The 18663-nt window shown below is 54.1% G+C and carries 16 protein-coding genes and 1 rRNA gene; 9 read left to right on the forward strand and 8 right to left on the reverse strand.

Translation table 11 applies throughout. The annotated features are described in order from the left end of the window. Positions 1-108: ribosomal RNA gene (gene rrf / locus MKS11_RS22850) — 5S ribosomal RNA — on the forward strand; the annotation flags it as partial. A gap of 191 nt (positions 109-299) precedes the next feature. On the opposite strand, the gene mobB is transcribed toward rrf, so the two are convergent. Both mobB and mobA read right to left on the reverse strand, forming a co-directional pair. Next, entirely contained in the window at positions 300-806 is a 507-nt protein-coding gene (gene mobB, locus MKS11_RS22855; protein WP_032455444.1) for a molybdopterin-guanine dinucleotide biosynthesis protein MobB, read from the reverse strand. Beyond that, a complete protein-coding gene (gene mobA / locus MKS11_RS22860; RefSeq protein WP_064178634.1) occupies positions 803-1384 on the reverse strand; it encodes a molybdenum cofactor guanylyltransferase MobA in 582 nt (193 codons plus the stop codon). Before mobA ends, mobB begins: the two co-directional genes overlap by 4 nt. A gap of 71 nt (positions 1385-1455) precedes the next feature. On the opposite strand from mobA, the gene MKS11_RS22865 reads away from it, so the two are divergent. The 3 genes from MKS11_RS22865 to dsbA all read left to right on the forward strand — a co-directional run bounded on the left by MKS11_RS22865 (position 1456) and on the right by dsbA (position 3438). Beyond that, positions 1456-1725: a YihD family protein gene (locus MKS11_RS22865; RefSeq protein WP_002882612.1), complete on the forward strand. Its 270-nt coding sequence runs from the start codon at positions 1456-1458 to the stop codon at positions 1723-1725. 75 nt (positions 1726-1800) lie between these two features. Further along, positions 1801-2787 (forward strand): serine/threonine protein kinase, encoded by a 987-nt coding sequence (locus MKS11_RS22870; protein ID WP_284109710.1) that lies wholly within the window; start codon positions 1801-1803, stop codon positions 2785-2787. A 27-nt stretch (positions 2788-2814) separates the two neighbouring features. Beyond that, positions 2815-3438, forward strand: coding sequence for a thiol:disulfide interchange protein DsbA (dsbA, locus tag MKS11_RS22875; RefSeq protein ID WP_004203613.1), 624 nt, complete (start codon positions 2815-2817; stop codon positions 3436-3438). A gap of 30 nt (positions 3439-3468) precedes the next feature. Here the strand turns inward: dsbA and MKS11_RS22880 are convergent, their stop codons facing one another. Continuing rightward, entirely contained in the window at positions 3469-4386 is a 918-nt protein-coding gene (locus MKS11_RS22880; RefSeq protein ID WP_032425949.1) for an acyltransferase, read from the reverse strand. Between the two features lie 396 nt (positions 4387-4782). On the opposite strand from MKS11_RS22880, the gene polA reads away from it, so the two are divergent. Next, on the forward strand, positions 4783-7575 hold the full coding sequence (gene polA / locus MKS11_RS22885) for a DNA polymerase I (protein WP_004203617.1): 2793 nt from the start codon (positions 4783-4785) through the stop codon (positions 7573-7575). Positions 7576-7934: 359 nt separating this feature from the next. Here polA and yihA read toward each other — a convergent pair whose 3' ends face one another. Further along, the gene (yihA, locus tag MKS11_RS22890; protein ID WP_017899842.1) at positions 7935-8570 is read right to left on the reverse strand and encodes a ribosome biogenesis GTP-binding protein YihA/YsxC; all 636 of its coding nucleotides are present in this window, start codon (positions 8568-8570) and stop codon (positions 7935-7937) included. A 585-nt stretch (positions 8571-9155) separates the two neighbouring features. On the opposite strand from yihA, the gene yihI reads away from it, so the two are divergent. Both yihI and hemN read left to right on the forward strand, forming a co-directional pair. Continuing rightward, complete coding sequence (yihI, locus tag MKS11_RS22895) at positions 9156-9662, forward strand: Der GTPase-activating protein YihI (RefSeq protein WP_002882743.1); 507 nt, start codon at positions 9156-9158, stop codon at positions 9660-9662. 188 nt (positions 9663-9850) lie between these two features. After that, positions 9851-11224, forward strand: a complete 1374-nt coding sequence (hemN, locus tag MKS11_RS22900) for an oxygen-independent coproporphyrinogen III oxidase (RefSeq protein WP_004203620.1) — start codon at positions 9851-9853, stop codon at positions 11222-11224. Positions 11225-11259: 35 nt separating this feature from the next. Here hemN and MKS11_RS22905 read toward each other — a convergent pair whose 3' ends face one another. The 4 genes from MKS11_RS22905 to glnA all read right to left on the reverse strand — a co-directional run bounded on the left by MKS11_RS22905 (position 11260) and on the right by glnA (position 15546). Beyond that, positions 11260-11370 carry a YshB family small membrane protein gene (locus tag MKS11_RS22905; protein ID WP_004152951.1) on the reverse strand — a complete coding sequence of 37 codons (111 nt, stop codon included), beginning with the start codon at positions 11368-11370 and terminating at the stop codon, positions 11260-11262. 110 nt (positions 11371-11480) lie between these two features. After that, the gene (gene glnG / locus MKS11_RS22910; protein ID WP_002882749.1) at positions 11481-12890 is read right to left on the reverse strand and encodes a nitrogen regulation protein NR(I); all 1410 of its coding nucleotides are present in this window, start codon (positions 12888-12890) and stop codon (positions 11481-11483) included. An 8-nt stretch (positions 12891-12898) separates the two neighbouring features. Then, the gene (gene glnL / locus MKS11_RS22915; RefSeq protein WP_004203621.1) at positions 12899-13948 is read right to left on the reverse strand and encodes a nitrogen regulation protein NR(II); all 1050 of its coding nucleotides are present in this window, start codon (positions 13946-13948) and stop codon (positions 12899-12901) included. A 188-nt stretch (positions 13949-14136) separates the two neighbouring features. Continuing rightward, complete coding sequence (glnA, locus tag MKS11_RS22920; RefSeq protein ID WP_004203622.1) at positions 14137-15546, reverse strand: glutamate--ammonia ligase; 1410 nt, start codon at positions 15544-15546, stop codon at positions 14137-14139. 378 nt (positions 15547-15924) lie between these two features. Between glnA and typA the strand changes: the two genes are divergently transcribed. Together typA and MKS11_RS22930 are read left to right on the forward strand one after the other, a co-directional pair. Then, positions 15925-17748 carry a ribosome-dependent GTPase TypA gene (gene typA, locus MKS11_RS22925; RefSeq protein WP_002882755.1) on the forward strand — a complete coding sequence of 608 codons (1824 nt, stop codon included), beginning with the start codon at positions 15925-15927 and terminating at the stop codon, positions 17746-17748. Positions 17749-17947: 199 nt separating this feature from the next. After that, positions 17948-18658 carry a GntR family transcriptional regulator gene (locus MKS11_RS22930; protein ID WP_017899841.1) on the forward strand — a complete coding sequence of 237 codons (711 nt, stop codon included), beginning with the start codon at positions 17948-17950 and terminating at the stop codon, positions 18656-18658. Positions 18659-18663: the final 5 nt, after the last annotated feature.

Genomic DNA, 18663 nt, shown 5'->3' on the forward strand with positions numbered 1-18663 from the left:
CACTAGCGCGGTGGTCCCACCTGACCCCATGCCGAACTCAGAAGTGAAACGCCGTAGCGCCGATGGTAGTGTGGGGTCTCCCCATGTGAGAGTAGGGAACTGCCAGGCATCAAATAAAGCAGAAAGCCCAGTCGAAAGACTGGGCTTTTTTGCGTTTGTGTCATCCGGGGAGGGTGCCGGCATGCCTCCCCGGTGGCGCTGCGCTTACCGGGGCTACTGATCCGACATGGGGCTACGCCCCGGTCGCCCGGCCAGGGGGCGCAGCACCGCCTTTGGGAAAAAAATCGCCTGAATACCTGCTACTGCCTCGCTAACCAGCCGACAATAAATGACGCAATCTGCGGAATATTATTTAAATCCAGCAGCGGAAGTGAGGTCGCGATCGATACATCGCTGGCCACGGCGATCGTATGCTCATCAGTCGTTAACTCTTCCACACAATGGCCGCTGTTTTGCCGAAAAAGCAGGATCTTAGGCACTGCTTCATGCTTGAAACCCTCGACCAAAACCAGATCCAGTCTGCTGGCATCCATTCGACTAACCAGCCATGTGAGATCTAATTCCGGCTTCTCGGGCGTCTCGGTCATCAATGCCCACCGCTGTTCGCTGGCGACAATAGTTTGCGCAGCGCCCGCCTTACGCAGTTCATAGCTATCTTTGCCCGGCTTATCCACGTCCATATCATGATGGGTGTGCTTTATCAGTCCCGGGCGTAATCCTAGAGCGCAAAGCTCAGGGATAAGACGCTTTAATAATGTTGTTTTTCCGGTACCGCTCCATGCGGCGATCGCCAGTAATGGGATCATGATGGCTCCTGCATCTGCTGCAAATCTTCGAGCGTATTTACATTAATGAAAGCAGTTTTCACATCGCTGAAATTCACCGGGCGCCCACCCATTTGTCGCATAAAAAACATCACCCTGCGCTCTCCATGTGCCAGATAAGCCTCCAGTTCCGGAATGATTTGACGATGAACTAATGCAACGGCAGGATGATCCCGTTCGCCGTCATGGGCCCAAACGACCGGTGCGTCCCCTCCCTGCTGGATAAAGCGCTCCACCAAAAAGGACGGAATGAACGGCGTGTCGCAGGGGCAAAAAACAAACCATGGGCTCGCGACCTGCTGCATCACAGCAAGCATTCCGGCCAGCGGCCCCTGATAACCCTCCTGTATGTCTCGAAAGACCGGATATCCGCTGGCACGCCACTGTTCAAGATGACGATTGGCGCTAATGACTAACTCATCTACCTGCGGGGCTAATGCTTCCGCGACGTGTCGCCAGAGAGGGCGACCATTTAGCGCCTGTAATCCTTTATCAATGCCGCCCATCCGCGTGGCCCTGCCGCCCGCCAGCACGACGCCGGTTATCGCCTCGCTTTGCATATGAATATCGCCTCTTTCATTGTGGGATTGACCCTGTTAACTTGTCCCTATCAAGAGTAAGGAGCATGACCATGAAATGTAAACGTCTGAATGAAGTAATTGAACTCCTCCAGCCAGCCTGGCAAAAAGAGCCTGAACTGAACCTGATGCAATTTTTGCAGAAGCTGGCGAAAGAGGCCGGCTATGATGGCGAACTGAGCGATCTTTCCGACGATATTCTGATCTATCACCTGAAGATGCGCGACTCTTCCAAAGATGCTGTCATCCCGGGTATTCAGAAGGATTATGAAGAGGACTTTAAAACCGCGCTGCTGCGCGCCCGCGGCGTAATAAAAGAGTAAAAGGTTGTAAGCGCTGCCGCGTAAAGCGCAATGAGATGATATCCTGAACTATTCGTACGATTATCGGATGTCAGGATGCACGATAAGGCTTTTACTTTTCAGACGCTTCGCCCGGATACCATTATCGATGGGTTTTTCGATCTGGGTATGCGGGTGGACTCCGGTCTTACCCCGCTGAACAGCTATGAGAACCGCGTTTATCAGTTCCAGGACGAAGAGCGTCATCGTTATGTGGTGAAGTTCTATCGTCCTGAGCGCTGGTCGGCAGCACAAATTCTTGAAGAACACCAGTTTGCGCTTCAGCTTGTAGAAGATGAAGTGCCCGTTGCTGCGCCGCTGTTATTTAACGACAGTACGCTTCATCAGCACCAGGGGTTTTATTTTGCCGTTTTCCCAAGCCTTGGCGGCCGACAGTTCGAGGCGGATAACCTTGATCAGATGGAGTGGGTTGGCCGTTATCTGGGGCGCCTGCACCAGACCGGGCGCAAACAGCGCTTTTCTGCGCGTCCGGAGATTGGCGTGCAGGAATATCTGCTGGAACCACGCCAGGTATTTGAACAGTCGACGCTTATCCCCTCAGGCCTGAAGGCCTATTTCCTGAAGGCGACCGATAAACTCATCGCTGCCGTCATGACGCAATGGCACGGTGGCGGGACTACTTTGCGCCTGCATGGTGACTGCCATGCAGGCAATATCCTCTGGCGCGATGGGCCGCTGTTTGTTGATTTAGACGATGCGCGAACCGGCCCGGCGATTCAGGATCTGTGGATGCTGCTCAACGGCGATAAGGCTGAACAGCGTATGCAGCTGGAGACCATCGTCGAGGCCTATGAGGAATTCAGCCCCTTTAACAGCGATGAAATCGCGCTTATTGAACCTTTACGCGCCATGCGACTGGTTTATTATCTGGCGTGGTTGCTCAGACGCTGGGACGATCCGGCATTTCCGGTTAATTTTCCCTGGTTAACCGGGGAGGATTACTGGCGAGGGCAGACGTCTACTTTTCTCGAGCAGGTGAAGGTTCTACAGGAACCCCCGCTTCAGTTAACGCCAATGTATTAATGTGATATATCCAGGAGAGAGTAAATCATGAAAAAAGTTTGGCTGGCGCTGGCTGGTATGATTCTGGCTTTTAGTGCATCCGCTGCCCAGATCACCGACGGCAAGCAGTACATCACCCTTGATAAGCCGGTTGCTGGCGAGCCGCAGGTGCTCGAATTCTTCTCATTCTACTGCCCGCACTGCTATCAGTTTGAAGAAGTGCTGCATGTCTCTGACAGCGTGCGCCAGAAACTGCCAGAAGGCACCAAAATGACCAAATACCATGTCGAGTTCCTGGGGCCGCTGGGCAAGGAGCTGACGCAGGCATGGGCTGTGGCCATCGCGCTGGGCGTTGAAGATAAAATTACGGCGCCGATGTTCGAAGCGGTGCAGAAAAACCAGACCGTACAGAGCCTGGCTGACATTCGTAAAGTGTTCGTCGACGCTGGCGTGAAAGGGGAAGACTACGATGCCGCATGGAACAGCTTCGTGGTGAAATCTCTGGTCGCTCAGCAGGAGAAAGCGGCAGCCGATCTGCAGCTGCAGGGGGTACCGGCTATGTACGTCAATGGTAAGTACCAGCTGAACCCGCAGGGGATGGACACCAGCAATATGGATGTCTTCGTCGCTCAGTATGCGGATACCGTGAAGCAGCTGGTTGAGAAGAAATAAAAAAAAAGCCGGTCACTGACCGGCTTTTTTTTATCTACTTTGCCGTGACTTCCTTGCTTTGTCCCGCATGATGTCAGTTAACTGACGGTCTTTCTCTTCCCATAGCCCATTCAGCCAGCGCTGGAAACCACGCTTAAAGTTCTTATCGTTGACGTAATCGCCGTGTAGCTCTTCGCCAATCGGTACCAGATTGATACGAACCACAATGCGCGTCAGTCGGCCACTTAGCATGTCGTAAAACGGCCTTGCATGATTTTCCGGGTAGCACAGCGTAACGTTCAGCAGTTTATCGAACTGCGAGCCGAGAACATTGAGCGCCATGGCAATACCCGCCGCTTTCGGTGGTAAAAGATTGTCGTAAGGGGAGCGCGTCTCGCGCTTTTTTACGTCGGTAAAACGCGAGCCTTCCACGAAATTGACGATTGTCGTTGGGTGCGAGCGGAATTTCTCACATGAACGGCGGGTGGTTTCGACATCTTTACCGCGGCGTTCCGGGTGACGAATAAGATAGCTGCGCGAATAGCGGCGCATAAAAGGCATATCCAGCGCCCAGCAGGCGAGGCCGATGAACGGTACCCACGCCAGCTGTTGTTTAAGGAAGTACTTATTCATCGGAATATGCTTGCGGAACAGCACGCATAGCACCACGATATCTGCCCAGCTGTGGTGGTTGCTGATCAGCAGATACCAGTTCTTTTTGTTCAGGCCTTCCAGACCCTGGACGTCCCATTTTAGCCAGGGATTGAGATGCAACAGCAGCGCCAGCCCCTCGCACCAGCAGTACATCATAAAATTGCAAAAAACGGATATAGAGCGCCATACCGCTGGAATGGGGACCAGCAGTTTAATCAGCCCGGCGACGATGATCGGTACAGAGCAGATAACGGTGACTAAGATGGTTAAGGCGATACTCAGCGGAAGTGTTATCGCAGCGAGTAATCTCGACATAGTTAGTTTATTCAGAAAGTTAGGCTGACAAAGAGCGCCTTTAAGCTGCGCAAGAGGCTGATTTTACCAGAAAACGCGGCAAATGACGGGTCTTACCAGAACAGAAAAAAACAAGGATCTTCTATCCACATGGAAGATTAGGTCATCAAATTCATGCCAGGATCGTTGATCTTATTTTAAGTTATTGATAAATAATAATTAATGCTATTTATTCATTTATTTTCAGGGGCGGATAAGCTGACGTTGTAAAACTATGCACAAAGTTATCCACAAGCTAAGTTGTCGCGCGATCGCGAGGATCGTTGAATCTTTTCCGCGAAATGCGGGAAAAATTCAGGATTTCATGCCCGTCTGTGGCATCCTTTATCCATAATCTGATAAACAGGCACGGAAATTATGGTTCAGATCCCAGAAAACCCTCTCATCCTCGTTGACGGCTCCTCCTATCTTTATCGGGCGTATCATGCGTTTCCGCCGCTGACTAACAGCGCAGGGGAGCCCACCGGGGCTATGTACGGCGTACTGAATATGCTGCGCAGTTTGATTCTGCAGTATCAACCGACTCATGCCGTCGTGGTCTTTGATGCGAAAGGGAAAACATTCCGTGATGAATTGTTCGAACATTACAAATCTCACCGCCCGCCGATGCCGGACGATCTGCGCGCGCAGATTGAGCCGTTGCATAAGATGGTGAAAGCGATGGGGCTGCCGCTGATGGCGGTCCCGGGCGTCGAAGCTGACGATGTGATTGGCACCCTGGCGCGGGAAGCGGAAAGGGCTGGACGTCCGGTGCTGATCAGTACCGGCGATAAAGACATGGCCCAGCTGGTGACGCCGGGGATCACCCTGATCAATACCATGACCAACACTATCCTCGGGCCGGATGAGGTGGTTACCAAGTACGGCGTCCCGCCAGAGCTGATTATTGATTTCCTGGCGCTGATGGGCGACTCCTCAGATAACATTCCTGGCGTGCCGGGCGTGGGCGAAAAGACCGCCCAGGCGCTGCTGCAAGGCCTCGGCGGCCTCGATACGCTGTATGCGGAACCGGAGAAGATCGCTGAACTGAGCTTCCGCGGCGCGAAAACGATGGCGGCGAAGCTGGAGCAGAACAAGGAGGTGGCTTATCTCTCTTATCAGCTGGCGACCATCAAAACCGACGTCGAGCTGGAGCTCACTTGCGAAGAGCTGGAGGTGCAGCCGCCGGCGGCAGACGATCTGCTGGCGCTGTTCAGACAGTATGAGTTTAAGCGCTGGACCACCGACGTTGAAGCCGGAAAATGGCTGCAGGCTAAGGGGGGCAAACCGGCTGCGAAACCTGCAGTGCCTGCAGCAGCGGCAGAAGCGGAAGCAGAGGTTGAGGCCGCTACTGCACTTTCAGCAGAGCACTATGTCACCATCCTTGATGAGGCTACGCTGCTCACCTGGATCGATAAGCTGAAGCAAGCGCCGCTCTTTGCCTTTGATACGGAAACCGACAGCCTGGATAACATCTCCGCCAACATGGTCGGCCTTTCATTCGCTGTTGAGCCGGGCGTGGCCGCCTATGTCCCGGTAGCCCATGATTACCTTGATGCGCCGGATCAGATCCCGCGCGAGCGCGTGCTGGCGCTGCTTAAACCGCTGCTGGAGGATGAGAAGCTGCTCAAGGTTGGGCAAAATCTCAAATACGATCGCGGCATTTTGGCTAATTACGACATTGAGCTGCGCGGGATTGCGTTCGATACCATGCTGGAATCTTACATTCTCGACAGCGTGGCGGGCCGCCATGATATGGACAGTCTTTCCGACCGCTGGCTGAAACATAAAACGATTACCTTCGAAGAGATCGCTGGTAAGGGTAAGAATCAGCTCACCTTTAACCAGATTGCGCTGGAAGAGGCGGGTCGCTACGCGGCGGAAGATGCCGACGTCACGCTTCAGTTGCATCTGAAAATGTGGCCGAAGCTGCAGCAGCATGAAGGTCCGCTGAATATCTTCCAGCACATTGAAATGCCGCTGGTGCCGGTGCTGTCACGCGTTGAGCGCAACGGCGTTAAAATCGACCCCGCCGTGCTGCATGCGCACTCGCAGGAAATAGCCCAGCGCCTGGTTGAGCTGGAGCAGCGGGCGCATGAGATCGCCGGGGAAGCGTTTAATCTCTCCTCCACCAAACAGCTGCAAACGATCCTGTTTGAAAAACAGGGTATCAAGCCGCTGAAGAAGACGCCGGGCGGTGCGCCGTCCACCTCTGAAGAGGTACTGGAAGAGCTGGCGCTCGATTATCCGTTGCCGAAAGTGATTCTGGAGTACCGTGGGTTGGCGAAGCTGAAGTCGACCTATACCGATAAGCTGCCGCTGATGATTAATCCCAAAACGGGCCGCGTACATACCTCCTATCATCAGGCGGTTACCGCCACCGGCCGTTTGTCGTCTACCGATCCAAACCTGCAAAACATTCCGGTGCGTAACGAAGAAGGGCGCCGTATTCGCCAGGCGTTTATCGCGCCAGAAGATTACGTTATTGTCTCGGCGGACTACTCGCAAATCGAGCTGCGCATTATGGCGCACCTGTCGCGGGATAAAGGCCTGCTGACCGCCTTCGCGGAAGGGAAGGATATTCACCGGGCGACGGCGGCTGAAGTGTTTGGCTTACCGCTGGACAGCGTCAGCAGCGAACAGCGGCGCAGTGCGAAAGCTATCAACTTCGGTCTGATCTATGGCATGAGCGCCTTTGGCCTGGCCCGCCAGCTGAACATCCCGCGTAAAGAAGCGCAGAAGTACATGGATCTTTATTTCGAGCGTTATCCGGGCGTCCTGGAGTATATGGAGCGCACCCGCGCACAGGCGAAGGAGCAAGGGTATGTTGAAACGCTGGATGGCCGTCGACTCTATTTGCCGGATATCAAGTCCAGCAATGGCGCTCGTCGTGCCGGTGCGGAACGTGCGGCGATTAACGCCCCGATGCAGGGGACGGCTGCGGATATCATCAAGCGGGCGATGATTGCCGTTGATGAATGGCTGCGGAGTGAGAAACCTCGCGTGCGAATGATCATGCAGGTTCACGATGAACTGGTCTTTGAAGTGCATAAGGACGAGCTCGATGCCGTATCGAAAAAGATCCACGAACTGATGGAGAACAGCACTACGCTGGCGGTACCGTTGCTGGTGGAAGTGGGCAGCGGAGAAAACTGGGATCAAGCGCACTAAGTATACAAAGCACAACGCGATTTTCTGTAAGTAAGCAACATAACTTATAGAGTTTTGTGAGGATCATTTGAATTTGCTATGTAAATAGTGAAAAAAAACTACAAAAAATGCTTTATCCGTGAGCGAAAGAAGAGTAAAGTTATTCGCGTAGGGTACAGAGGTAAGATGTTCTATCTTTCAGACCTTTTACTTCACGTAATCGGATTTGGCTGAATATTTTAGCCGCCCCGGTCATTTATGACCGGGGCGTTTTTTATTGCGCGAAAGAAAAGTGGCAAAAAGAAGGACGCGCTTGTGCTTGACGCTGGAGAGGAACCCGGACAAGGCGCGGCACGCTCTTATCCGGCTGTTGGTGACGATTACTCGTCTACGGTGCTCTCTGCTTCCTGCGGCGGGATTTCGTTAAACCAGCTATCCAGCTTCTGTCGCAGCTTATCCACGCCAGATTTTTTCAGCGAGGAGAAGGGTTCAACCTGAACATCGCCATTGAAGGCCAGCACCGCTTCACGCACCATATTCACTTGCGCTTTACGCGCGCCGCTGGCGAGCTTATCGGCTTTGGTCAGCAGCACCAGCACCTGAATATCGCTTTCTACCGCCCATTGGATCATCTGCTGATCGAGATCCTTAAGCGGGTGGCGAATGTCCATCAGGACCACCAGGCCCTTCAGGCACAGGCGTTTTTCCAGGTATTCTCCCAGCGCGCGCTGCCACTTGATCTTCATCTCTTCCGGGACTTGCGCATAACCGTAGCCGGGAAGGTCGACCAGGCGTTTGCCTTCGGCGACTTCGAACAGGTTAATCAGCTGTGTACGTCCGGGAGTTTTGGAGGTCCGCGCCAGGCTTTTCTGGTTGGTCAGCGTATTCAGCGCGCTGGATTTTCCCGCATTGGAGCGGCCGGCGAATGCCACTTCAATACCGGTATCGGCAGGAAGATGGCGGATATCTGGCGCGCTAGTGACAAAGTGCGTCAGTTGATAATTCCAGTTGGTCAAGACGGTCGTCTCCGTTAAAACAGGCTATGGCAGGGATTATACCTGAACAGCAGAAAAAGGCTGTTTTTACCGCACGCCGGTTCTGTAAGTAAAAACCATGCACTTTGTGAGACATTGGCTATTCTTCGTATAGGACATGCCTGAGAAAAATAAGACTAATAAATTATAACCTACTGAAAATAAATAGATTACAAGAATAGAGAAATCTGAAAAGTGGAATTTTAACGGCCAGACTGGTTGTCGATTTTTGTCAACAGGGTAAAGTAATACACAACGGCGGGGATGCTGAAAAGGATGAGGACTCAGGACGAGGGGTCAGGAAGCGCCAGGAGGCGAAGACCACAGGATTGTCAGGATGACGCGCGTTTTGGAAACGTTTCAAAGGGAAAAGGAAGAGACAGGGACCGTTGGACGCTAAGGGAAAGACAGGGTAAGTCGTTAGCGAACAGGGAAAGAAGAGCCCGTTAAGGGTGGTCAGTGAGGAAAAAGGCGACAGAGTAATCTGTCGCCTTTTTTCTTTGCTTGCTTTCTGCTAGATTCCGCCTCAATTCTATACTGAATAATACTGTCTGAAGATTACACACCATGAAAAAACCGACATCCGCCACCCGTGGCAAATCCGGCCGCAAGTCGCGTGAAGAGTTAAATCAGGAAGCTCGCGATCGCAAACGGCAGAAGAAACATCGTGGCCACGCGGCAGGTAGTCGCGCGAACGGCGGCGATGCGGCTTCAGCAGGTAAAAAACAGCGCCAGGCGCAAGATCCACGCGTGGGCAGCAAAAAACCCATCCCGCTGGGCGTGAGCGAAAGCAGCGCTCCAGCTCCCAAGCAGCATAAACCAAAGAGCGAGAAACCTATGCTTTCACCGCAGGCTGAGCTGGAGTTGCTGGAGAATGATGAGCGCCTGGACGCGCTGCTGGAACGTCTGGAAGAGGGCGGTACCCTGAATGCTGAAGAGCAGAGCTGGGTGGATGCCAAACTGGATCGCATTGATGAGCTGATGCAGCAGCTCGGCCTCTCTTACGATGACGAAGATGAAGAAGAGGAAGAGCGTCAGGAAGATATGATGCGTCTGCTGAAGGGTGGAAACTAACATTTGCATCCCATCGGATTCCCGGTACTGCTTATAACCCTTCTGGTTATATGTTATCTGCTGTGGTTATTCGTTAAACTACGACGGTTGTCGCGGCGTCAGAAATGGTTGCGCAACCGGCTCATGACCCGCGGTGCGGTGGGGCCGGGACGGCGTACCCGTCGGCGGCACCATCGGAAGGAGTGAGCATGTCTGAGCAGATAATCGACTGGGATCTGGCCCTGATCCAGAAATATAACTATTCCGGGCCGCGCTATACCTCGTATCCCACCGCGCTCGAGTTTTCACCACAATTCGGCGCGGCGGAATTCGATGCTGCTGTGGCCCGTTACCCACAGCGTCCCCTGTCGCTGTACGTGCATATCCCGTTTTGCCATAAGCTGTGTTATTTCTGCGGCTGCAATAAGATCGTCACCCGCCAGCAGCATAAGGCCGATCAGTATCTCGATCTCCTTGAACAGGAGATCATCCACCGTGCGCCGCTGTTTGCCAACCGTCAGGTTAAGCAACTGCATTGGGGAGGCGGCACGCCGACCTATCTCAACAAGGCGCAAATCAGTCGCCTGATGGATCTGTTGCGTACCCATTTTCATTTCAGCGCCGAAGCCGAGATCTCCATCGAGGTCGATCCGCGTGAAATCGAGCTGGATGTCCTCGATCATTTACGCGCTGAGGGATTCAACCGCCTGAGTATGGGCGTGCAGGACTTTAATAAAGAGGTTCAGCGTCTTGTTAACCGCGAACAGGACGAAGCGTTCATCTTTGATTTGCTCCGTCATGCGCGGGAGATTGGATTTACCTCGACCAATATCGACCTCATCTACGGCCTGCCGAAACAAACGCCGGAGAGCTTTGCCTTTACCCTGCAAAAGGTCGCCGAGCTCAATCCTGACCGCCTGAGCGTGTTTAACTACGCGCATCTGCCCACGCTCTTTGCCGCACAGCGCAAAATTAAAGATGCCGATCTGCCCTCCGCTGAACAGAAGCTGGAGATCCTCCAGGAGACCATCGGCTCGCTGACGGCGGCAGGCTATCAGTTCATCGGCATGGACCACTTCGCGCGTCCTGATGATGAATTAGCGGTCGCGCAACGTCACGGCGTACTGCATCGCAATTTCCAGGGCTACACCACTCAGGGCGATACCGATTTGCTGGGGATGGGCGTGTCCGCGATCAGCATGATTGGCGACAGCTACGCCCAGAACCAAAAAGAGCTAAAGCAGTACTACCAGCAGGTGGCAGAGCAAGGGAACGCCCTGTGGCGCGGGATCGCGTTAACCCGGGACGACTGTCTGCGTCGCGACGTAATTAAGGCGTTGATCTGTAACTTCCGTCTGGATATTGATGCAGTCGAAGCGCAGTGGGCCGTGGATTTTCAGTCTTATTTTGCTGAGGACCTGAAACTGCTGGCGCCGCTGGCGCATGACGGGCTGGTGGTGGTGGAGAGTAAGGCTATCCAGGTAACGGCGAAAGGCCGCCTGCTGATCCGCAACATCTGTATGTGCTTTGATGCCTATCTGCGGCAAAAGGCTCGGATGCAGCAGTTCTCAAGGGTGATTTAATGTTTTCCCCCTCTCTCGCAGGAGAGGGGGAACAATTAGCTGAACAGCCCGACCAGCGCAGCGCACAGAACGGCAGCGACTGCCGTTTGTGGTGTGTGACTCGCAGCGGCGCCGCTCGATATCATACTCACCAGTGATTCAAACATGATGCTCTCCCCTAATGCCGGGCACGATCATACTCAACTCATCGGAACAGTAAAGTACAAAATAGCAGCACTTTGCGCTGATCGGCTATTTTTCATCACGCCGTTTAACCCTACTCCATACCCAACTCTTTTAGCTTACGCGTCAGGGTATTACGACCCCATCCCAGCAGGCGCGCAGCCTCCTGTTTATGTCCCTGAGTATGACGCAGGGCGGTCGTCAGCAGCGTGCGTTCCATTTCGGGTTGCGCTTCTGAAAGCAAGTTTTGATGACCGGAACGCAGCGCCCGATCGGCCCACTGACCCAACAGCGTCGCCCAGCTGTCTGGCTGCATCTGCGTCGGGCTATCAGGAATGGTGGTCTCAAACAGTTCGCTCGGCAGATCCTGCGTCAGCACCTCCTGGCCGGCGGCCATGACGGTGAGCCAGCGACAGGTGTTTTCCAGCTGGCGAACGTTGCCCGGCCACGCCAGGCGGGTCAGCGCTGTCTCCGTTTCCGGATGCAGCTGTTTGGCTTCAACACCTAGCTCGCGGGCGGCAATCTGCAGAAAATGGCGGGCCAGACGTGGAATATCTTCCCGACGCTCGCGCAGCGGCGGCAAATGCACCCGGATCACGTTCAGGCGGTGGAATAAATCTTCACGGAATTTCCCCTCCTGCACCCGCTGCTCCAGATTCTGATGGGTGGCGGCGATGATCCGCACATCGACCTTCACCGGCGCGTAGCCGCCCACGCGATAAAACTGGCCATCCGCCAGAACGCGCAGCAGACGAGTCTGGACATCCAGCGGCATATCGCCAATTTCATCCAGGAACAGCGTGCCGCCGTCAGCCTGTTCAAAGCGACCCTGACGGACGGTATTGGCGCCGGTAAAGGCCCCTTTTTCATGGCCGAACAGCTCGGACTCAATCAGGTCCTTGGGGATCGCCGCCATATTCAGCGCGATAAACGGCGCTTTTGAGCGCGGGCTATGGCGATGCAGGGCATGAGCGACAAGCTCTTTACCGGTACCGGATTCGCCATTGATCAGCACGCTGATGGATGAGCGCGACAGACGGCCAATAATGCGAAAGACATCCTGCATGGCCGGCGCCTCGCCAATGATATCGGCGGTGGGGCTGCTTATCGGCGCATTTCGCGGCTGCTGCTGCTCCTGATAGTGGCTAATCGCCCGGTCGACGAGGGCGACAGCTTCATCGATATCAAAAGGTTTGGGCAGATAATCAAACGCGCCCTGCTGATAAGCGCTGACCGCGGCGTCCAGATCGGAATGCGCGGTCATTATGATGACCGGAAGCATCGGATGACGCTGCTTAATCTGTTTGAGCAGCGCCAGACCATCCATTCCCGGCATACGGATATCTGACAGCAGTACATCCGGGGTTTTGGTGGTGAGGGCATCTAGCACCTCATTGCCGCTTTCGAACGTTGTGCAGCTCAAGCCGGCTCCGGTGAGCGCGCGTTCAAGCACCCAGCGGATGGAGCTATCGTCATCAACGATCCAGGCTATCCCTCGTTGCATAAACACCTCTACTTCCGAATAGGCAGGTATACCGAAAATTCGGTATGACCCGGCCAGCTGGTGAATTCAATTTTGCCGGAGTGCTGATCGATAAGGCTGCGGGCGATAGATAAGCCCAGGCCAGTACCGCCTTCGCGGCCGCTGACCATCGGATAAAACAACGTATCCTGGAGCTGGGGCGGAATACCCGGGCCATTATCTTCGACGTCAATACGGGCGGCGAGGCGATAACGCACCCCGTGCAGCGTCAGCTGGAAAGCGGTCCGGGTGCGGAGAACAATTTCGCCCCCTTCCGGCCCCAGCGCCTGCAGCGCATTACGGACGATGTTCAGCAACACCTGTTCAATTTGATCCGGGTCGTGGGGGAGCTCCGGCAGGCTGGGGTCGTAATCACGGATCAACTTCACGTTGTCCGGCAACTCCATCGAGACCAGTTTCACTACCCGTTCGGCGACCTTGTGGATGCTTTCGGTAACGTGCATGCCCGGATGCTGTGGGCCGAGCAGGCGATCGACCAGATTTCTCAGCCGGTCGGCCTGCTCGATGATCACTTTGGTATATTCCGTTAGCGCCGGGTCGGGCAGGGCTTTGCTGAGCAGCTGTGCCGCGCCGCGCAGGCCGCCTAACGGGTTTTTAATCTCGTGCGCCAGGCCGCGGACCAGATCGCGGGCGGCGACCTGCTGCGCGTGCTGCAGTTGCTCCTGGCTCAGGCGGCGCTGGTTATCCATCGGCGCCATTTCCAGCAGAATAAAGCCTTCCGGCAGCCGCTGGGCGGTCAGCGACAGGATATGCGAGCGGCCATCGATAACCAGCGTCACTTCGTTATCGGTAAAACCCTGGCCCGCCTGCAGACTCTCCTGCATCAGCCCAATATTTAATGAGAAATAGCTCAACAGCTCAGGTAACGGGGTGCCAAACAGCTTGCGCGAACTCTGCGCCAGCAACTGCTGCGCCGCAGGGTTGGCAAAGTGCACCGCCAGGTCATCATCGACCAGTAAGATACTGTTGATAAGAGAGTTGAGGATCTGCCCAGCATCGGGCAGTGTGCCTGTTGCCATTCGACAGTCTCCTGAAAAAGAGTGCACCAATTTAGTGCAGTATAGCTTTTTATCGGTAAAAAGCTCGCGAGATCAGCGTGTTGGTGGAGAAAAAAGCCCATCCTGAGATGGGCTGAAAGTTTCCACGGCAACAAAATATCCCGGGCATCCCGCGCCACAACACGACATACCCTGGATTTACAGCAAAATTAGACGCTGTAGTACAGTTCGAACTCAACCGGATGCGGAGTCATGCGTACGCGGTCGTTCTCTTCCAGACGCAGGGCGATGTAAGCATCGATAGCATCATTGGTGAATACGCCGCCAGCCGTCAGGAACTCGCGGTCAGCATCCAGGGCCTGCAGGGCTTCTTCCAGAGAACCGGCAACCTGCGGGATCTCTTTCGCTTCTTCCGGCGGCAGATCGTACAGGTTTTTGTCCATTGCTTCGCCCGGATGGATTTTGTTCTTGATACCATCGAGGCCAGCCATCAGCAGCGCCGCAAAGCACAGGTACGGGTTAGCAGCCGGGTCCGGGAAGCGCACTTCGATACGACGCGCTTTCGGAGAGGTCACCACCGGAATACGGATGGAGGCAGAGCGGTTACGGGCAGAGTAAGCCAGCATAACCGGCGCTTCGTAACCCGGGACCAGACGCTTGTAGGAGTTGGTGGTCGGGTTCGCCAGGGCGTTGATGGCTTTAGCGTGTTTGATTACGCCGCCGATGTAGAACAGCGCCTGCTCAGACAGACCTGCGTATTTGTCGCCGGAGAACAGGTTAGTCCCGTTTTTCGCCAGAGACATATGGCAGTGCATGCCGGAGCCGTTGTCGCCGAACATTGGTTTCGGCATAAAGGTCGCGGTTTTACCAAAGCGGTGAGCGACGTTGTGAACAACGTATTTGTAAATCTGAATTTCGTCCGCTTTTTTGGTCATGGTGTTGAAGCGGGTTGCCACTTCGTTCTGACCTGCGGTAGCCACTTCGTGGTGGTGAGCTTCAACAACCAGGCCCATCTCTTCCATGATCATACACATGGTGGAGCGGATATCCTGAGAAGAGTCTACTGGCGGAACCGGGAAGTAACCCCCTTTCACGCCCGGACGGTGACCTTTGTTACCGCCTTCGTATTTGGTGGAGGAGTTCCACGCACCTTCGATATCATCGATCGCGACATGGGAGCCGGAGATAGAGGCGCCGAAACGGATGTCGTCGAACAGGAAGAATTCTGGTTCTGGCCCGAACAGGACGGTGTCAGCGATGCCGGTAGCGCGCAGGTACTCTTCAGCGCGTTTCGCGATGGAGCGCGGGTCACGGTCATAGCCCTGCAGGGTGCCTGGCTCGAGGATATCGCAGCGGATGATCAGGGTCGGTTCTTCGTAGAACGGGTCAATGACCGCGGTGGAAGCGTCCGGCATCAGGACCATGTCAGATTCGTTGATACCTTTCCAGCCACCAATCGAGGAGCCATCAAACATTTTGCCTTCTTCGAAGAATTCGGCATTTACCTGATGAGACGGAATCGTGACGTGCTGTTCTTTACCTTTGGTATCGGTGAAGCGCAGATCGACAAACTTCACTTCGTGCTCGTTCAGCATCGTCAAAACGTGTTCAGCGGACATACTTAAACTCTCCCGGATTGGTCATTGTCGTCGTGGTAACGAAAACTTCATACTGCTTAAAAGTGGCGTTGTTGCCTTAAAAAATATAAAGCGAAATCTGTGCCAACTTTTAAATGCCCCATAAAACGCTGTATCATGCGCACCATAGTGCAAAAGGACTGCACCATGATGGAGATAATGCACCAAAATAGTGCCTCAGTGTGAACATTGAGCACCATTTTGGTGCAATTTTTGTTACGGTGCCCTTTTATCGCTCCGTGAAAGCGGTCACAAAGAAACTCTGCAATACTTGTTTGCGGAGGATGTTTGTGATCCTGTTCAGTCCTTCGCTTAATACGTGTACAATAACGCGCTATTTCTAATGCCTGAGGCAAAGTTGTGATCGAAAATCTGCGTAATATCGCCATCATCGCGCACGTTGACCATGGTAAAACTACCCTGGTTGACAAGCTGCTACAGCAATCCGGTACGTTCGACGCACGTACTGAAGCACAAGAACGTGTGATGGACTCCAACGATTTGGAGAAAGAGCGTGGGATTACCATCCTCGCGAAAAACACCGCAATCAAATGGAATGATTACCGTATCAACATCGTTGATACCCCTGGGCACGCCGACTTCGGAGGTGAAGTTGAGCGTGTTATGTCCATGGTTGACTCTGTGCTGCTGGTGGTAGATGCCTTTGATGGCCCGATGCCGCAAACGCGCTTCGTGACCAAAAAAGCTTTTGCCCACGGTCTGAAGCCGATCGTGGTCATCAACAAAGTTGACCGCCCGGGCGCGCGTCCGGACTGGGTTGTCGATCAGGTGTTCGACCTGTTCGTTAACCTCGACGCGACCGACGAACAGCTGGACTTCCCGATCGTTTACGCGTCCGCGCTGAACGGTATCGCGGGTCTGGACCACGAAGACATGGCTGACGACATGACCCCGCTGTACCAGGCGATTGTCGATCGCGTGCCGGCGCCGGACGTTGACCTTGACGGTCCGCTGCAGATGCAGATCTCCCAGCTGGACTACAACAACTACGTTGGCGTCATCGGCATCGGCCGCATCAAACGCGGTAAAGTGAAGCCGAACCAGCAGGTCACTATCATCGATAGCGAAGGCAAAACCCGTAACGGTAAAGTCGGTAAAGTGCTGACTCACCTGGGGCTTGAGCGTATCGAGAGCGACGTAGCTGAAGCTGGCGACATCATCGCGATCACCGGTCTGGGCGAGCTGAACATCTCCGACACCATCTGCGACCCGCAGAATGTCGAAGCGCTGCCGGCCCTGTCCGTTGATGAGCCGACCGTTTCCATGTTCTTCAACGTCAACACCTCTCCGTTCTGCGGTAAAGAAGGTAAGTTCGTTACCTCTCGCCAGATTCTGGACCGCCTGAACAAAGAGCTGGTGCACAACGTGGCGCTGCGCGTTGAAGAAACCGAAGACGCTGATGCGTTCCGCGTTTCCGGCCGTGGTGAACTGCATCTGTCCGTTCTGATTGAAAACATGCGTCGCGAAGGTTTCGAGATGGCGGTTTCTCGTCCGAAAGTTATCTTCCGTGAAATCGATGGCCGTAAACAAGAGCCGTTCGAGAACGTGACGCTGGACGTCGAAGAACAGCACCAGGGTTCTGTTATGCAGGCGCTGGGCGAGCGTAAAGGCGACCTGAAAAACATGAATCCGGACGGAAAAGGCCGCGTACGTCTCGACTACGTGATCCCAAGCCGCGGTCTGATCGGCTTCCGTTCAGAGTTCATGACCATGACCTCCGGTACCGGTCTGCTGTACTCCACCTTCAGCCACTACGACGACGTTCGTCCGGGCGAAGTGGGCCAGCGTAACAACGGCGTGCTGATCTCCAACGGTCAGGGTAAAGCGGTAGCGTTCGCGCTGTTCGGCCTGCAGGATCGCGGTAAGTTGTTCCTCGGTCACGGTGCGGAAGTTTACGAAGGCCAGATCATCGGTATTCACAGCCGTTCTAACGACCTGACGGTAAACTGCCTGACCGGTAAAAAACTGACCAACATGCGTGCGTCCGGTACTGACGAAGCCACGGTTCTGGTTCCGCCGGTTAAGATGACCCTGGAGCAGGCTCTGGAGTTCATCGATGACGACGAACTGGTAGAAGTCACTCCGACCTCTATCCGTATTCGTAAACGTCACCTGACCGAGAACGACCGTAAACGCGCAATGCGCGGTGCAAAAGAAGAGTAATTGATTCTTCTTGCTGTTCGCTAAACCCCGCCTCTCCGGCGGGGTTTTTTTATGGGTGAGATCTGACAATCGCTGCGCTAACCCGGGGCCTCCAGGAGACCCTGGTCACATTTATACCTAAAGTTTGTCCGAGGAATTGCTTTCTTTTTTTGCAGAAGAGTAAGATGAGTCATCTGGTTTAAACCAAGTGGATTAAACAATGACTGAAAATCTTTCTACTGTCGAAAATGCAAAAGAGAAACTGGATCTGTGGCTTAAGCAAGGGCTGACGGCTGCGGGTGGAAAACTGCCTTCAGAGAGAGAGCTTGGCGAACTGCTGGGGATCAAACGCATGACGCTGCGTCAGGCGCTGCTCAGCCTGGAAGCGGAATCGAGGATCTTTCGTAAAGACCGGAAAGGATGGTTTGTCGCGCAGCCGCGTTTTAACTACAGTCCTGAGCTCCCCGCGAGCTTTCAGCGGGCCGCCATTGAGCAGGGAAGAGAACCCTCGTGGGGCTTTATTGAAAAACAGCGAACCCGAGACTATCCCGACGCCGCTAAACCCCTGCTGGATGTCACTCCGTCTGATGATTTATATCTGGTCACCGGCTGGGGAGCGCTGGAAGGGCATAAAGTTTTCTACCACGAGACTTTTATCAACCCTAACGTCGCGCCAGATTTTATTGACCGGTTGAAGAACCAGTCTTTTTCCTCCGTCTGGGAGCGTGAATATCATAAGCCTGTGGTGATAAAAAAACTGGCTTTTAGACCCGTCAGAATGTCGGGCGATGTGAGCAAATTCATCGGTGGCTCTGCAGGTCTGCCGGCTATTCTGATAGAAAAACACCGTGCCGATAGTGCCGGCAATATTGTGCAAATAGATCTCGAATACTGGCGATTTGAGGCTGTGGATCTGTTTATTAACTTGTAGGTATT

Source organism: Klebsiella sp. K5-45 (genome assembly GCF_030128605.1).
GTDB lineage: Bacteria > Pseudomonadota > Gammaproteobacteria > Enterobacterales > Enterobacteriaceae > Klebsiella > Klebsiella quasipneumoniae.

Coding starts and splice junctions, on each gene's coding strand:
- MKS11_RS22930 (WP_017899841.1), top strand. CDS start 17,948: ATGACTGAAAATCTTTCTACTGTCGAAAATGCAAAAGAGAAACTGGAT.
- MKS11_RS22865 (WP_002882612.1), top strand. CDS start 1,456: ATGAAATGTAAACGTCTGAATGAAGTAATTGAACTCCTCCAGCCAGCC.
- glnL (WP_004203621.1), bottom strand. CDS start 13,948: ATGGCAACAGGCACACTGCCCGATGCTGGGCAGATCCTCAACTCTCTT.
- yihI (WP_002882743.1), top strand. CDS start 9,156: ATGAAAAAACCGACATCCGCCACCCGTGGCAAATCCGGCCGCAAGTCG.
- hemN (WP_004203620.1), top strand. CDS start 9,851: ATGTCTGAGCAGATAATCGACTGGGATCTGGCCCTGATCCAGAAATAT.
- mobB (WP_032455444.1), bottom strand. CDS start 806: ATGATCCCATTACTGGCGATCGCCGCATGGAGCGGTACCGGAAAAACA.
- glnA (WP_004203622.1), bottom strand. CDS start 15,546: ATGTCCGCTGAACACGTTTTGACGATGCTGAACGAGCACGAAGTGAAG.
- MKS11_RS22870 (WP_284109710.1), top strand. CDS start 1,801: ATGCACGATAAGGCTTTTACTTTTCAGACGCTTCGCCCGGATACCATT.
- dsbA (WP_004203613.1), top strand. CDS start 2,815: ATGAAAAAAGTTTGGCTGGCGCTGGCTGGTATGATTCTGGCTTTTAGT.
- MKS11_RS22905 (WP_004152951.1), bottom strand. CDS start 11,370: ATGTTTGAATCACTGGTGAGTATGATATCGAGCGGCGCCGCTGCGAGT.
- mobA (WP_064178634.1), bottom strand. CDS start 1,384: ATGCAAAGCGAGGCGATAACCGGCGTCGTGCTGGCGGGCGGCAGGGCC.
- polA (WP_004203617.1), top strand. CDS start 4,783: ATGGTTCAGATCCCAGAAAACCCTCTCATCCTCGTTGACGGCTCCTCC.
- glnG (WP_002882749.1), bottom strand. CDS start 12,890: ATGCAACGAGGGATAGCCTGGATCGTTGATGACGATAGCTCCATCCGC.
- MKS11_RS22880 (WP_032425949.1), bottom strand. CDS start 4,386: ATGTCGAGATTACTCGCTGCGATAACACTTCCGCTGAGTATCGCCTTA.